This window comes from Bradyrhizobium sp. 154 (assembly GCF_023073875.1).
GTDB lineage: Bacteria > Pseudomonadota > Alphaproteobacteria > Rhizobiales > Xanthobacteraceae > Bradyrhizobium.
The window spans coordinates 187,217-202,159 of sequence record NZ_JADPKG010000117.1 but is presented as its reverse complement, the minus strand read 5'-3'; the positions used below and the strand labels follow the sequence as shown (position 1 = coordinate 202,159).

The 14,943-nt window shown below is 64.5% G+C and carries 11 protein-coding genes; 4 read left to right on the top strand and 7 right to left on the bottom strand.

The features are described 5' to 3' along the window. The 5 genes from IVA92_RS31895 to rfaD all read right to left on the bottom strand — a co-directional run bounded on the left by IVA92_RS31895 (window position 1) and on the right by rfaD (window position 6,983). Window positions 1-1,215 (bottom strand): glycosyltransferase family 4 protein, encoded by a 1,215-nt coding sequence (locus IVA92_RS31895; protein WP_247278738.1) that lies wholly within the window; start codon window positions 1,213-1,215, stop codon window positions 1-3. 2 nt (window positions 1,216-1,217) lie between these two features. Beyond that, the gene (locus tag IVA92_RS31890; RefSeq protein ID WP_247278739.1) at window positions 1,218-3,131 is read right to left on the bottom strand and encodes an SDR family NAD(P)-dependent oxidoreductase; all 1,914 of its coding nucleotides are present in this window, start codon (window positions 3,129-3,131) and stop codon (window positions 1,218-1,220) included. 84 nt (window positions 3,132-3,215) lie between these two features. Beyond that, complete coding sequence (locus tag IVA92_RS31885; protein WP_247278740.1) at window positions 3,216-4,493, bottom strand: O-antigen ligase family protein; 1,278 nt, start codon at window positions 4,491-4,493, stop codon at window positions 3,216-3,218. Further along, window positions 4,490-5,974: a D-glycero-beta-D-manno-heptose-7-phosphate kinase gene (rfaE1, locus tag IVA92_RS31880; RefSeq protein ID WP_247278741.1), complete on the bottom strand. Its 1,485-nt coding sequence runs from the start codon at window positions 5,972-5,974 to the stop codon at window positions 4,490-4,492. The genes IVA92_RS31885 and rfaE1 overlap by 4 nt, the downstream gene beginning before the upstream one ends. 28 nt (window positions 5,975-6,002) lie before the next feature. Next, complete coding sequence (rfaD, locus tag IVA92_RS31875; protein ID WP_247278742.1) at window positions 6,003-6,983, bottom strand: ADP-glyceromanno-heptose 6-epimerase; 981 nt, start codon at window positions 6,981-6,983, stop codon at window positions 6,003-6,005. 157 nt (window positions 6,984-7,140) lie between these two features. On the opposite strand from rfaD, the gene waaF reads away from it, so the two are divergent. Beyond that, on the top strand, window positions 7,141-8,211 hold the full coding sequence (waaF, locus tag IVA92_RS31870) for a lipopolysaccharide heptosyltransferase II (protein WP_247278743.1): 1,071 nt from the start codon (window positions 7,141-7,143) through the stop codon (window positions 8,209-8,211). A 72-nt stretch (window positions 8,212-8,283) separates the two neighbouring features. On the opposite strand, the gene IVA92_RS31865 is transcribed toward waaF, so the two are convergent. Together IVA92_RS31865 and IVA92_RS31860 are read right to left on the bottom strand one after the other, a co-directional pair. Beyond that, window positions 8,284-10,065, bottom strand: coding sequence for an IS1182 family transposase (locus IVA92_RS31865; RefSeq protein WP_247278744.1), 1,782 nt, complete (start codon window positions 10,063-10,065; stop codon window positions 8,284-8,286). 12 nt (window positions 10,066-10,077) lie between these two features. Continuing rightward, entirely contained in the window at window positions 10,078-11,115 is a 1,038-nt protein-coding gene (locus tag IVA92_RS31860; RefSeq protein WP_247278745.1) for a glycosyltransferase family 4 protein, read from the bottom strand. 126 nt (window positions 11,116-11,241) lie between these two features. Here IVA92_RS31860 and galE point away from each other — a divergent pair, with 126 nt between their 5' ends. From galE to IVA92_RS31845, 3 genes are all read left to right on the top strand, one after another. Beyond that, window positions 11,242-12,255 (top strand): UDP-glucose 4-epimerase GalE, encoded by a 1,014-nt coding sequence (galE, locus tag IVA92_RS31855; protein ID WP_247278746.1) that lies wholly within the window; start codon window positions 11,242-11,244, stop codon window positions 12,253-12,255. Between the two features lie 118 nt (window positions 12,256-12,373). Further along, window positions 12,374-14,176: an ABC transporter ATP-binding protein gene (locus IVA92_RS31850; RefSeq protein WP_247278747.1), complete on the top strand. Its 1,803-nt coding sequence runs from the start codon at window positions 12,374-12,376 to the stop codon at window positions 14,174-14,176. A 38-nt stretch (window positions 14,177-14,214) separates the two neighbouring features. Next, window positions 14,215-14,916: a fumarylacetoacetate hydrolase family protein gene (locus IVA92_RS31845; protein WP_247278748.1), complete on the top strand. Its 702-nt coding sequence runs from the start codon at window positions 14,215-14,217 to the stop codon at window positions 14,914-14,916. Window positions 14,917-14,943 lie beyond the last annotated feature (27 nt).

Sequence of the window (14,943 nt, the reverse complement as noted above, 5' to 3'; positions counted from 1 at the left end):
TTATTCCGCCAGGTCCGGATTGTTCAAGAGTTCGTCGATCAGATCGGCATATGCGTTCATCGCGATGGTCCGGTCGAATCGCGATGCCGCGTTCACCGCGCGCTCCGCCATTGCCGACGTGTCGGAGCGGGACGCTGCACGGATCGCTTCAATGAGCCGATCGGCGCGGCCCGGCGTCACGACCCAGCCGAGTCCGTTCTCCACCACGGTCAACGCGGCCTCGGCGTCCGGCTCGGAGACCAGCACCACGGGACGGCCGACCGCAAGCAGATTGTAGAACCGACTCGGCACCGACACCCCAGCAACGTCCTTCCGGTACGGAATGATCCAGAGATTGGCGGATGCCAGAAATGCCTCGAGCTCGGCATCCTCGACACGCGCCACGAAGGAGACATTGGACAGGTTCGCGGCCGCCTGCAACTGCTTCAGCCGTTCGAAGCCGATGCCCCAGCCGGACAGCAGGAAGTGAATGTCCGCCTCGTCCTTCAGAAGTCGCGCCGCCTCGAACACGATCTCTGGATCATGGGTGAAGCCGAGATTGCCCGACAGACCGACGATGAAGCGCGCGGAGAGCGCTTTGCGGAACGGGTTGTCCGGCATGAGCGGCCGCGGAGCGGGCACGAGCGTTGCCCAGTTCGGGATGAAGCGGATCTTGCTCCGCGTCATTCCGGGATAGCTCAGCAGCGGCCGCTCCGCGTCGCGGCCGATGGTGATGACGGCATTGAGCGCGCGGAACATCAGGCCGTTGGCGGCGCGCATCGTCCGCGTCAACAACGAGCCAGGCTTCAGCAAGCCTGCCATCACCAGCACGTCCGGAAAGAGGTCGTGCATGATTAGGGCCGAGCGCGCGCCCTTCAATCTGGCTGCCGCTGCCACCGCATAGGGCAGCATGAAGGGCGCAGTGACCGTGAGCACGACGTCCCCTTGCCTCAGTTCCCGCACCAGTGCGAAGAACGCGCGCGTCGCGAACAAGAGCTCGGAGACGCCACGCCGCACCAGCGCCGCTTTGTCTGCCATGCGGTTCCTGATCGCGACGACGCGCGGCTTGCCCGGGCCAGTCTGCGCGGCCGGCAATGCGCCCGGCGAGCCCGACAGCACAACGACTTCGTGGTCGGCGGCGAGACCGCAGGCGATCTCGGCCATGATCGCCGCTGTCGTGCTCGGATCGGGCGGGTAATGCTGGCTCGCGACTACTATCTTGCCTCGAGGCTCCATGGTCAGGCCGCGGTCGACCCGAATTCGGGAACTGCATCTTTAAGGATGGTCCTGATGGTGGCGCGATCGTCGCGCGCGATCGCCTGCTCCAGGGCCGCGATCCATTTGCGCAGGGTCTGCATCGGCGGCTCGTTCGGCTGCGCCGCCATGATGCCGGCAAGGCCGATTTCGCGGGTCGGCTCCTCCGAGGCAAACAGGATTTCTTGCAAGCGTTCACCAGGCCGCATGCCAGTAAACACGATTTCGATGTCGTACCCGGGTTGCAGCCCGGAGAGGCGGATCATGCGCTCAGCCAGATCGACGATCTTCACCGGCTGCCCCATATTGAGCACGTAGACCGAGACATCCGGCCGCGCCGGTCCGAGCGCGTGCGTCGCTGCCGTGATGACGAGATCACAAGCTTCACGAATGGTCATGAAGTAACGGACCATTTCGGGATGGGTGACGGTGACAGGGCCGCCGGCCTCGATCTGGGCCTTGAACTTCGGCACCACCGAACCGTTCGAGGCCAGCACATTGCCGAATCGCACCGAGATCAGCCGCATCGGCGGCCTGGCCGCGCCGGTCGCTGCTGTAAGATCGTGGTCGAGCGCTTGGCAATACATCTCGGCGAAGCGCTTGGTCAGACCGAGCATCGATACCGGCTCGATCGCCTTGTCGGTCGAGATCATCACCATCGCTTCGGCGCCGGCGGCAAGTGCCGCATCGGCGACGTTGATCGAGCCGAAGATGTTTGTCTTGACCCCCTCGCTCCAGTCGCGCTCGAGGATCGGCACGTGCTTGAGCGCTGCGGCATGGAACACGATGTCCGGCTTGAACTCCGCCATCAGGCGCATGATGCGCTCGCGATCGCGGATGTCGGCAATTCGCCCTTCGATCGCAGCACCGGAGCCGTGCGCAGCGAGCGTCTCTGTGACTGCGTAGAGCGCCGGCTCGGAATTCTCCAGAATCAGCAGGCGCGCCGCACCAAAGGCGACCACGCGCTCGCATATCTCGGATCCTATCGAGCCGCCGCCGCCGGTGACGATCACTGCCTTGCCCTTGATCAGCGCTTCCAGTCGCGCATAGTCGATCTTCTCGCTCGGCCGCAACAGAAGGTCCTCGACCGCGATCGCGGTGAGTCGCGGCGGCTCGCCGCTCTCCAGCGAGGGCATGCGGCTCACGATCACGCCCAACTTGCGTGCCCGCATCAGGATCGATTCTGGATGGGCTTCCGGCTCGAACGCCGAAGGCGTCATCACGAGACGGGCGATCGCATTGTTGCGCTTGGCAAAATCAGTAATGACATCCTCGACGTCATCGATGCCACCCAGCACCGGCACGTTGCGGATGAGCTGACCCAGATCGGCGCGCGAGGGCGACAATATGCCGAGCGGCCAAATCCGCTTGATCGCTCCGCTCTCGATGCCGCGGAGCAACACGTCGGCATCCGCAGTCCGCCCGATGAGCAGCGTCGGGGCTGCGTGATCGGAGCGGGCATGACGCCGCACCCGGGTGTAGCGGAAGTAGCGGTAAGTCATCCGCAGCGCGCTGAGGAAGGCGATCTCCAGGAACCAGTAGAGGACGATGGTCACCTTGCCCACGAAGAAGCTGCCACGGACGTTGGGCGCAACGAAGATGTAGTCCAGCACGAGCAGAGCAACCGTGAGCACGGTCGCCGCGCGAATGATGTTCAGGGCATCCGGCAGCGAGGTGAAGCGCCATTTCGTCGTGGTCAGGTTTAAGACGAAGAACACGATCACGCTGAAGGCGAGAAAGTAGGGCAGGATCTGGAACAGCAGCGGCAAGCGATCGAAGAAGCCTTCGCCACCCTCGAATCGCAGATAGAACGCGGCAAAAAGCGCGGCCGTGGTTGCCAGCAAGTCGTGGAGCGCGATCAGGAAATTGCGCAAGGTAAGATGCGAAAGACGCGTCATCCGCCGACCGATGAAATCCCAGTTAGATGCAACTGCCCGCGCTGATAGCCCATCTCGGCTGGGGTTGCCAGCCGCGCGGGCCGTTCAGGAACCGGCATCCCCCATCTTCGCCTGTTGTGCCCGGATCACCATGCCGCCGGCAACGCCGACGCCGATGACGTACATCCAGCCCTCATGGAAGTCGAACAGATGGGAATTAAACAGCGAGGTGAAGACGTTCTGGATCACGACCAGGAGCCCGACCCAGTTGGCGAGCCCGTCACCGCGGAACACTAGCAGATGCAGGATCCAGATCGCGTCGAGGACGGCGATGCCGATGAGGCCCCATTGCACAGCGACATTCAGCGTCTGGTTATGCGGGTTGCCGATCACCTCGGCCGAGGCCTTGTAGCCGCTGCCCGTCGCGACCTGCTCGAACAATCTGCGCGTCGAGCCGGTGCCGTGGCCCTTGAACGGCGCCTCCGCGAAGAAGCCGAGGGATTTCCGCCAGAATTCGAGCCGCAGGCCCAGTGAGGTCGGCTCGCCCTTCTCCACGTACCGCGTATAGTCGCTGGCAAAGGTGTCCGCGGTCTTTCGCAATTGCGGCGAGGCCTGCCAGCCAATCGCGCCGGCGCCGAGTAAGCCTGTGGCGATGATCGCGATGCTGCGCCATTTGAGATGAAGCAGCGCGAACACGCCGAACATGATCGGAATGGTAACGAGCGCCGTGCGCGATACCACCACAAAGGCCATGTTGACGAAGAAGCTGAGCGCCAGCGCCGTGAGCAGCCCGGCGAGCCAGTAACGCTTCTCACGCAGCAGCCTCACGATCGGATAAGCGAGCGCGACCGCGCAAAGCGTGAATTCCTGGCTCTGGTCGATGTAGTTCTTGACGAAGATGCCGCGTTCGGGCGGATCGGTCTTGAGCGCGAGGTTGGGATAGAACGCGACCAGCCACGACATCACCGACAACAGCGCACAGGACACCAGGAAGGCGACGAGCACCCAATGCCCGCGCTGCGAGCGCTCGAAATGATAGAGCAGGACGGGCAGCACGAGCAGCTTGACGGTCGGATTGACCGCATACAGGCGCGCGCCCCAGGACGCATCCGACCACAGCGTCCCGAGTAGCGCGAGAACGACCAGCGCGATCGGCGCCGCGCAGATCGGACGCGTCAGCGATTGCAGGAACGCGCGGAGGTCGAGAAACGGCACCATGCAGAGCAGCATCAGGGCGTTGAAGATGCCCGCAAGCGACGTCGACCATGGCAGCGAAGCCGCGGTCAGCACCGCGAAAATGTCGACGGTCTCGCGCCAGGCCGCCGGGCTGCGCAGGCGCCGCCCGAGCATCTGGCCGGCCGTCTCGCGGGCGAGCGCCGTCACTTGCTCCCTCCCCGTGCGCGATGCACCAGCGCGGTGGTGCTGAAGCCCTGAAGGATATCGACCAGCACGACCATCCCTCCCGCGGCCTCGACGACCTCGTGGCCCACGACCTGCTCGCGGGTGTAGTCGCCGCCCTTGACCAGCACGGCGGGCTTGATCTTGGTGATCAGGTCGATTGGCGTGTCCTGCTCGAAGATGACGACGAGATCGACGGCCTCCAGCGCAGCCAGCACCTCCGCGCGCGCGCGCTCGTCCTGGACCGGGCGATCGGCGCCCTTCAGCCGCCGCACCGAGTCGTCGCTATTGAGACCCACGATCAGGCGGTCACAGGCGGCGCGCGCCGCGGTCAGCACCTTGACATGGCCGGGATGGAGGATGTCGAAACAGCCATTGGTGAAGCCGACGCGCTGGCCCTGTGTCTTCCATTCGGCGAGTTGCGCGTCGAGCGCGCCCGGCTCGAGCACGATCTTCTCCTCGGCGGCAAGATAGGCATGTGGCAGGATCTTTCGCCGCAGCTCGGCCGCGCTCACGGTGGCGGTGCCCTGCTTGCCGACGGCGACGGCGGCGGCAGCATTGGCCATGCGCAGCGCCGTGTCCCAGTCCGCGCCCGCTGCGAGCGACACCGCAAGCGCGGCGGCGACGGTGTCGCCGGCGCCGGAGACGTCGCGCACCTTCACCGGAAAAGCCGGAACATGGACGACCTCGCCGCTGCGCGGCACCAGCGTCATGCCGTGCTCGCCCAGCGTGACCAGGATCGCCTCGCAATCGGCAAGCCGCATCACGTCCTCCCCGGCATCGACGATGCTCTGCGTGGTGTCGGCGCGGCTCCGCGTCGCCTCCGAAAACTCCTTGCGGTTGGGCGTGAGCAGCGTGGCGCCACGATAGATCGCCCAGTTCAGGCTCTTGGGGTCGACGATGACAGGCTTGCCGAGCTTTCGCGCGGCGTCGATGGTGTGGCGGATCACGCGTGCGGTCAGCACGCCCTTGGCGTAGTCGGACAGCAGCACGATGTCGGCGCGCGCGATTTGCGGCAGGATCGCCTCGATCAGCTTCGTCTCGGTCGCATCGGAGGCAGGCCCCGCCTGCTCCCAATCCGCACGCAACATATGCGTGGAAAAATGCTCGGAAACAAAGCGGACTTTTCGCGTGGTCGGGCGCGAGGCGTCGCTCACCAGAACGCTGTCGATGCCGGCGTACTCCGCCAGCGCCGAGGCGAGCCGCCTGCCCGCATCGTCCTCGCCGATGAGCCCGACGAAGATGCAGCGCGCGCCGAGGGAGGCGACATTGCGCGCGACGTTGCCGGCGCCGCCGATATGGATCTCGCTGCGCTGTGCCGAGATCACCGGCGCGGGCGCTTCCGGCGAGATTCGCGACACCTCGCCATAGACGAACTCGTCCAGCATGATGTCGCCGATGCACAGCACCGTGCGGCCGCTGATGGCTTGTGCGAGAGCATCGAAATCGAGGATGGGTGTCGGCATGATCTTTGGGCCTCAGGTCCTTGGGGCCTCAGCGGAAGCGGTCGGGCCGGTCGAGGTAATCCCCGACATAGGCCTTGACCGCGTCCTCAAGCGTCGTGAAGCCACCGTTATAGCCGGCGCGGTGGAGACGATCGACCTTGCTCTGGGTGAAGTATTGATAGCTGCCCCGGATCGCCTCGGGCATGTCGATGTATTCGATGTTGGGGCTTCTGCCGAGGGCTGCATAGGCTGCCAGCATCAGGTCCTTGAAACTGCGCGCCTTGCCGGTCCCGACGTTGAAGAGGCCGGAGACCGACGGCGTCGCCAGCAGCCACATGACGACACGCACGACGTCGTCGACATAGATGAAATCGCGGCGCTGGTCGCCGTCGGCAATACCTTCGCGATGCGACTTGAACAATTGCACGACGCGGCCCGCTTTCACGTCATCGAAGCGGCGCGCCAGCACGCTCATCATCGAGCCCTTGTGGTATTCGTTGGGGCCGAACACGTTGAAGAATTTCAGGCCCGCCCATTGCGGCGGGAGCCGGTCGCCCCTCGCTACGCGCTCGGCAACAGCGAGGTCGAACAGGTGCTTGCTCCAGCCGTACAGATTCATCGGCCGCAGCTTTTTCAGCGCCGGCAGCGAGGAATCGTCGTCAAAGCCATCCGCGCCATCGCCATAGGTCGCGGCCGATGAGGCATAGATGAACGGCACCGCATTCGCCGTGCACCAGTCCAACAGGCACATCGAGAGGCGGAAATTGGTCTCGATCACGAGATCGCCGTCGGTCGCGGTGGTCTCGGAAATCGCACCAAGATGGATCATTGCGTCGAGCTTGCGGCCCTTCAGCCAGCCCTCCAGTTCGGCCGGCCGGACGATATCCACAAGCTGCCGCTTGGCGAGGTTGCGCCATTTGCCGTCAGAGCCGAGGAGATCGCAGACCACGACGTCGCTGCGGCCGGCCTGGTTCAGCGCGGCGACGACGTTCGATCCGATAAAACCGGCCCCGCCGGTCACCAGCAACATTCCACCTACCTGCCCAATTTTCTGAATGCCCGGTCCTGCCGTAGCGCATGATCTGCCAAAGTGTAAGCGGTTTTGGGATCGTTCCTCAGCCGGCTTTACCTGCTGGCTGGGAGCGGCTAACCGAGCGTCCATATCAGATCGCCCGATCGCATTAACAATGAATCAAAATTCGCAACTTGGTGAACATGCAGACCGGGACGACACGCGCCCGATTCTGATCATTCCCTACATGTGGATCGGCGATTTCGTCCGGAATCACACCGTCGTGCGGGTCCTAAATCAGCGATGGCCAAACCGGCCGGTCGATCTCCTGACCACCTCCCTGTGCGCCCCGCTGCTCGATTACATGCCCGGTGTGCGTGCTGGCGTCGTTTGGGACCTGCCGCGCGGCCGGCTCGCAATTGGCCGCCAGTTCAGCCTGGCAAAACGCCTGCGCGAGCGGAACTACGGCACCGCCCTGGTGCTGCCCCGGACCTGGAAGGCGGCCATCGCGCCCGCGCTGGCGGGCATTCCCGAGCGGGTCGGCTTCGTCGGCGAGTTCCGGTTCGGCCTGCTCAACCGCTGGCGCTGGGGCGAGAAGAAGCTGCCGCGCTTCATCGACAAGAACGCCGCCCTCGCCCAGCCCGGCGGCGCGCCGCTGCCTGCGGAATGGCCCGTGCCGCAATTGCGGGTCCCGGCCGAGGAGATCGCCCGCTGGCGGCAGGCCAATGGCCTCAGCGCCGGCGCAGCCGTGGCGCTGGCGCCCGGCTCGGTCGGGGTGTCCAAACGCTGGACCTACTATCCCGAGGCCGCCCGGTTGCTGGTCCGGCGCGGCCTGGAGGTCTGGGTGGTCGGCGGCCCCGCCGAGAAAGGCCTCGCCCAGGAGATCGTCGCGGCCGGCGGCGCGGGGGTGCGAGACCTCACCGGCAACGATCTGCGCAACGGTGTGCTGGCCATGGCCGCGGCCGGCGTCGCGATCTCCAACGATTCCGGCCTGATGCACATCGCAGCCGCGCTGGGCACGCCCACCATGGGCATCTTCGGCCCAACCGACCCCTATCTCTGGGCCCCGCTCAACGGCCTTGCCGCCACCGTGGTCCAGAACAAGAGCTTGCTGTCCTGCCAGCCGTGCCAGAGCACGATCTGCAAGATGAACGATCACCGCTGCATGCGCGACATCGCGGCGAGCGAGGTGGTCGCGATTGCGCAGCGGGTGTTGAGTGAAGCGGAAGCGCGGGCGACGACGTGAGGCGATCTGGTAATTGCCGACGATGACATCCTGCCAGTGTTTTGCCCGACGAGGCTGGGCAAGAATTACTCGTTAGCGGAGCGAGGCGGGTGCGTGCCGGCCGATTGCGAGCGGAGGCTGTATATTTGTCCAGAAGGCCCCTAGGGCAACGTGGATGCCCTGCAGGAGAGCTGCGAGGGTGCATCGGCAAGGAGCAAGCGACTTTGCGAGCGCGGCCAGAAACGCGTCGAAGCCAAGGATGTTGAGCACCCGGGTAAAGCTGTAGCAGAGCGCCATCAGGCTCCACTCGCCGCGGACCTTGTCGAAGCCGCGGACCAGGAAATGACGATAGCCGGCACGGCATTTGAGCGTGCCAAACGGATGCTCGACGATGGCAAAACGACGGCGCATCAGTTCGCCCGCGCCCTGCATCCGCTCGCGATGACGTTCAAGAACGTCTTCATGCTCCCAGCGCCCGATCGTCCGGTAGGCGGCGTTCGACGAGAGACAACGAACCTTGAGCGGGCAGGTCCTGCAGATCGCTCCGCGCGCCGCGTAGCGGATCTCGATGCGGCCACTGGTGTTCTTCTGCCTGCTCTTCATCGGATGGAGCAGTTGGCCGGCGGGACAATGGTAGGTGTCGGATGCGCCATCATAGTTGAAGTCCTTGAGGGCAAAGCGGCCTTGCTTCTCGAGCCGGGCGTTGCCCTTCGGCACCGGCACATAGGCCGTGATGCCATCGTCCTCACAGGCCTTCAGTTCGTGACTGCTGTAATAACCCTCATCTGCCAGCGCCTGCAGGGCCTTGACCTCAAGGGCCTCTTTTGCCGCCATGGCCATCGCATGTAGCTGGCCGACATCGCTGCTGTCGTTCACCACCTCGCTGGCGACAATGAGCTTGTGCTTGTCGTCGACGGCGGTCTGCACATTATAGCCTGCGAGCCCCTGGCCGCTCTTGACCAGAAGCCGGGCATCCGGATCGGTCAGGGACAGCTGTGTCTCGCCATTCTCTTCCAGCCGAGCAAGATCGGCTTGGGCGCGCGAGCGCTTCGCCATCAGCGCCGCAACCTTCGCGCCGATGTCGCCGCCATCTCCGCCGCCATCGGGCCCATCCTTGCCCCGGTTCTTGGCTTCTGCGGCATCATTGTCCTCAAGGGACTTGCCGTAAGCCTCGATCTCCTGGTCCAGCTTTGTGATCTGGTCGGCGAGCCTCTTGCGCGTAAAGATGCTGGCCTTGCTGGCGTCGCCATGGAAGAACGAGCCATCAATCGCAACAACGCTGCCGCCGACAAGGCCGAGCTCGCGCATCAGCAGCACGAAGCTGCGGTTGGCCGCCTTCAGAGCCGCCCAGTTCTCCTTGCGGAAGTTGCCGATCGTGCGATAACCCGGCTTCAGATTCCTCAGCAGCCAGATCAGTTCCAGATTACGGCAGGCCTCCCGCTCCAACCGACGCGACGACCTGATTTGGTTGATGTAGCCGTAAAGGTAGAGCTTCAGCAGATCGGCCGGATCGTACGGCGGCTGGCCGACCTCCTCAGCCTTGCGACCCGCATGGCGAAAGCCGAATTTGGCAAGGTCGAGGACACGAACGAAGCTCTCGATCGCCCGGACTGCGTTACCCGGACCGACATAGTCCTCAATCCGAGCAGGAAGCAGGCTGGCCTGGTCGCGGCTCTCGCCGGTCTTGAATGTGCGATTCGTCATGAACAAAAGCGTACACCGACCAACGAAAATGCCCGAGTTTCTTGCCCAGCCTCGACGAGTCAAACGCGATTCGAAAAATCCGCACAAGATCGTGCCAGCGGCCAACCCATTGATTTTGCTGCTCCCGGCCACGGTGCATGGGGTTGTTTTCGCACTTTTGTTTGGCGTCATGAAAAAACCGCTTCAGAGCAGCGGCCGATAGACCTCGCCGATCCGCGCCGCCTCCGCATCCAGGCTGAACGTTGCGAGCACCCGCGCCCGCCCGCGCGCGCCCATCGCGGTCGCGGCGTCCACATCTCGCATCAGCGGCTCCAGCGCGGCGACCAGCGCATCGACATCGCCCGGCGGTACCAGCACGCCGCTCACGCCATCCTCGACCGCGAGTTCGGCGGCACCGGCGCGTGCGGCGACGAGGGCGCTGCCGGCTGCCATCGCTTCGATCAGCGTCAGGCCAAAACCTTCGTTGCGTGAGGTGAAGGCGTAGATCGTCAAGCGTTGATACCAGCGCTGCACCGCTTCGATCGGCAATTCGCCTGTGATGACGATGCGCGATTGCAGGCCGGCTGTCTCGATGCGCTGCTTGAGGTCGTTGGCAAAGGGCGTCTGCTCGGGCGTGACCTGGCCGACGATCACAGCAGTGAAATCCGGATGTCGCGGCAGCAGCCGGCACATCGCATCGACGAATACGTCGGTGCCCTTCTGGGCGCGCACGCGGCCGAAGCAGCCGATTGCGTAGCGGCCGGGCAGCGCGGCTTCGGCGAAGGCCGCGGCGCGATCTGTCGGCGGTGCGTAGACGTCGGTGTCGACACCATGCGGGATCACGGTTGCCTTCACTTTCAGGAAGGATGCCGAGATGTCGCTCGTTGCGATGATCGCATCCATGCGCCGGATCAGCCAGCGCGTGATCCAGCTGTGATGCCGCTGCGCCGCCGAAGTGAACACGAGCTTCAGGGGCCAGCCGAGCGCTCGCAACGCGACGCCGGCGATCATCTCGTTGTTGCGCCGCGCATGCCAGATCAGCGGCGCCTTGCGCCGCCATAGCTTCGGAAAATCCGCAGCGCTCAGGCGGCCGATCCCCGCCGGCGCATCGGAGCCGAACCAGGCCGCGCGAAACAGTCTTGCCAGTCGCGGCGCCACCATCCGATTGGTCGCGGTGACCCCGGAATAGCGCCTGTGCAGATTTGGCACGATCACTTCGAGATCGCCGGGGAAATTCGCCACGTCATGCTCCGTTTCGAAAGATCCCTATACGCAACATTAAGCATAGTGACCAGTTCAGCCGCGCCGATACCCCCTCTTCACCACGCGGGCGGTAGTTTTGCGCGTTGATCGAAGACGGGTGAGATCATGACTGTGCTAGTCACCGGCGGCGCCGGCTATATCGGAAGTCACACGGTCCTGGCGCTGGCGGAAGCCGGCGAGGACGTCGTCGTGATCGACGATCTCTCCACGGGTTTCTCCACCAATCTGCCGGAAGGCGTGCCGCTGTTCATCGGCGATGCCGGCGACGAGAACCTGCTCGAAGGCGTGATCGCGCAGCACGACATCGAGAGCATCATCCATTTCGCGGGCTCGGTCGTCGTGCCGGATTCGATGCGAGATCCGCTCGGCTATTATCGCAACAACTTCATGACCGCGCGCAATCTGCTCAACGTCGCGGTCAAGCGCGGCATCAGCCGCTTCATCTTCTCCTCGACCGCCGCCGTCTACGGCGATCCTGACCAGGTGCCGGTGCCCGAGCATGCGCCGACGCGACCGCTGTCGCCTTACGGCTCGTCGAAGCTGATGACCGAAATCATGCTGCATGACGTCGCCGCCGCCTACGGCATGCAATATGTGACCTTGCGCTACTTCAACGTCGCCGGCGCCGATCCGCAGGCGCGCATCGGCCTTGCCACCGCCGGCGCCACGCATCTGCTCAAGATCGCAGTTGAAGCCGCCACCGGCCAGCGCGCCAAGATCGACGTGTTCGGCACGGACTATCCAACCCCGGACGGCAGCTGCATCCGCGATTTCATCCACGTCACCGACCTCTCGCAGGCGCATCGCTCGGCGCTGGCCTATTTGCGCAATGGCGGCGCCTCGACGACGCTCAATTGCGGCTATGGCCGTGGCTATTCGGTGCTGGAGACCATCGACGCGGTGCGGCGGGTTTCGGGCCGCAGCTTCGCCGTGCAATACGCTGCGCGCCGGCCTGGCGACATCATGACCATGGTCGCCGACACCAGCCGCATCCGCGGCCTGCTCGACTGGCACCCACAGTATGATGACCTCGAGACCATCGCCGCGCACGCCCTGGCCTGGGAGGACAAGCTGTTCCGCGAGCGCCATGGCGAGCTCCGCCACGCCGTCTCGGCCTAGAATCAACCCGAGCGCAAGCCCTTAATTGGGCTTGAAAAACTGTAGCCGAGCGGGCACAGAGGCCCATCGATCCCTGACGCACGGGCAGGCTTTGTCCCGCGCCGTCAATGGACACCGGATGGCCCAGTTCCCAAAGAAAATCACTGACGACCCCTATGCAGCAGCGGTGTTGATTCGCCGCCTGGTCTTGGAACAAGGGGTCGTTTACTGGAGGCGCTACCTCGTCGCCTTCGCGCTGATGGCGCTCGCCGCCGGCGCGACCGCAGGCGCGACCTACGTGCTCGGCCAGGTCATCAACCAAGCCTATGTCGACAAGAACATTCCAGGCATCGCGATGTTTTCGGGCATCACGGTGGCGCTGCTGTTCATCAAGGGCGTCGCGACCTACGGCCACATGGTGATCCTGACCAAGATCTCCAACGCCATCCTTGCCACCAATCAGCGTCAGCTCTTCGCCAAGCTGATGCGCGAAAGCGTCGGCTTCTTCTCCGAGCGGCATTCGTCCGAATTTCTGGCGCGGCTGACCGCCGGCGCCAAGTCCATCACCGACGTGCTCAACATGCTGGTCAACGCCGTCGGGCGTGACCTGTTGATGCTGCTTGCTATGATCGGCGTGATGGTATGGCAGGACCCGATGATGTCGTTCATCGGCCTCGTCGCGGTACCGCCTGCGATGCTGGTGCTGCGCAAGCTGGTCAAGCGCATCAAGGGCCTCGCCTACAACCAGTTCACCGGCACCGCCGACATCATGGAAACCATGCAGGAATCGCTGCAGGGCATCCGCACCGTGAAGGCGTTCACGCTCGAAGATACCATGCAGAAGCGCATCGACGAGAACATCGCGATCGTCGAGCGCAATGCCAACAAGATGGCCCGCGTCGCCAACCGCTCCAATCCGCTGATGGAGATGCTGGGCGGATTCGCCGTTGCCGGCTGCCTGCTCTATGGCGGCTACAGCGTGGTCGCGCTCAATGCGACGCCCGGCGCGTTCTTCTCTTTCATGACGGCATTCCTGATGGCGACCGAGCCGGCCAAGCGGCTGGCGCGGCTCAACATCGACCTCAACAGCCAGCTGGTCGGCGCGCGCATGCTGCTCGAGGTCGTCGACAGTCCGGCGAGCGAGCAGTCCGACGACGACAAGCCGGCGCTGAAGCTGTCAGATGCCCGCATCGAGCTGCGCGACGTCAGCTTCTCCTATCGCTCAGGCGAGACCGTGCTCAACCGCATGAGCTTCGTCGCCGAGCCGGGCAAGGTTACCGCGCTGGTCGGCCCGTCCGGCGGCGGCAAGTCGACCGTGCTGGCGCTGCTCTTGCGCTTCCACGAGGTGACACAAGGCGAGATCGTGATCGACGGGCAGTCGATCTCGTCGGTCTCGCGAAAATCGCTTCGAGCGCAGACCGCCTATGTCGGCCAGGACGTCTATCTGTTCCGCGACACCATCCGCAGCAACATCGCCTTCGGAAGGCCGGGCGCGAGCGAACAGGAAATCGTCGAGGCCGCGAAGGCGGCCTGCGCACATGATTTCATCATGGGTTTCCCGCTCGGCTATGACACGCCCGTCGGCGAGCACGGCACGCAGCTGTCGGGCGGCCAGCGCCAGCGCATCGCGGTGGCGCGCGCGTTGATCAAGAACGCGCCGATCATCCTCTTGGACGAAGCCACCGCCGCGCTCGATTCCGAGTCCGAGCGGCAGGTGCAGGAGGCGATCGAGCATCTCTGCCAGAACCGCACCACCATCGTGATCGCGCACCGCCTGCACACCATCATGCACGCAGACCGCATCCTGGTGGTCGAGGGCGGCGAAATCGTCGAGCACGGCCGGCACGACGATCTGCTGCGCCGCGGCGGGCGCTATGCGTCGTTCTTCCGCCTGCAGCATCACCATTCCGGCGCTCTGGCGCCGATCAGCGCAACCGCATAGAGTTCCTTATCAACCTCAAGAGCCGCGAGATCCGCTCCATGAACGCCGCCTCCTACGTCATTCCGCTTCCGCCCCAGGCTTCGCTTCCCGTCGTCGGCGAGAGCGGCCGGTATCCGGTGCGCCGCATCTGGTGCGTCGGTCGCAATTATCTCGAGCACATCCGCGAGATGGGCAATGACGAGCGCGCCCCGCCGTTCTTCTTCGCCAAGCACGCCGACATGCTGGTGCCTGATGGCGCCACCATTCCCTTTCCGCCGCTGACCAAGGATCTGCATCACGAGGTCGAGCTGGTCGTCGCGATGAAGAGCGGCGGGCTGAACATCCCCGCCGACAAGGCGCTCGACCACGTCTACGGCTACGCAGTCGGCATCGACCTCACCCGCCGCGACCTCCAGATCGCCTCGCGCAAGAAGGAGCGGCCGTGGGAGATCGGCAAGTCGTTCGACGGCTCCGCCCCGTGCTCCGCGATTCAACCGGCATCGAAGATCGGCCATCCCGCCAAGGGCAAGATCTGGCTCACGGTCAACGGCAAGGAAGCGCAGAAGGGCGATCTCACCGAGCTGATCTGGAACGTGCCCGAAATCATCTGGCAGCTCTCGCAGCAGGTGAAGCTCGCCGCCGGCGACATCATCATGACGGGCACGCCGGCCGGCGTGTCGCAGCTCCAGGTAGGCGACAAGCTCGAATGCGGCGTCGACGGCATCGGCACGTTGAAGGTCGCGATCGGCCAGCCAGAATAGGCTGAGCTCAAATCAAGGAAAACGCAA

What these genes read in the sequence shown, in the direction of transcription:
- IVA92_RS31895 (WP_247278738.1), bottom strand. Translation starts at nt 1,215, where the DNA reads ATGGAGCCTCGAGGCAAGATAGTAGTCGCGAGCCAGCATTACCCGCCC.
- IVA92_RS31890 (WP_247278739.1), bottom strand. Translation starts at nt 3,131, where the DNA reads ATGACGCGTCTTTCGCATCTTACCTTGCGCAATTTCCTGATCGCGCTC.
- rfaE1 (WP_247278741.1), bottom strand. Translation starts at nt 5,974, where the DNA reads ATGCCGACACCCATCCTCGATTTCGATGCTCTCGCACAAGCCATCAGC.
- rfaD (WP_247278742.1), bottom strand. Translation starts at nt 6,983, where the DNA reads ATGTTGCTGGTGACCGGCGGGGCCGGTTTTATCGGATCGAACGTCGTC.
- waaF (WP_247278743.1), top strand. Translation starts at nt 7,141, where the DNA reads ATGAATCAAAATTCGCAACTTGGTGAACATGCAGACCGGGACGACACG.
- IVA92_RS31865 (WP_247278744.1), bottom strand. Translation starts at nt 10,065, where the DNA reads ATGACGCCAAACAAAAGTGCGAAAACAACCCCATGCACCGTGGCCGGG.
- galE (WP_247278746.1), top strand. Translation starts at nt 11,242, where the DNA reads ATGACTGTGCTAGTCACCGGCGGCGCCGGCTATATCGGAAGTCACACG.
- IVA92_RS31850 (WP_247278747.1), top strand. Translation starts at nt 12,374, where the DNA reads ATGGCCCAGTTCCCAAAGAAAATCACTGACGACCCCTATGCAGCAGCG.
- IVA92_RS31845 (WP_247278748.1), top strand. Translation starts at nt 14,215, where the DNA reads ATGAACGCCGCCTCCTACGTCATTCCGCTTCCGCCCCAGGCTTCGCTT.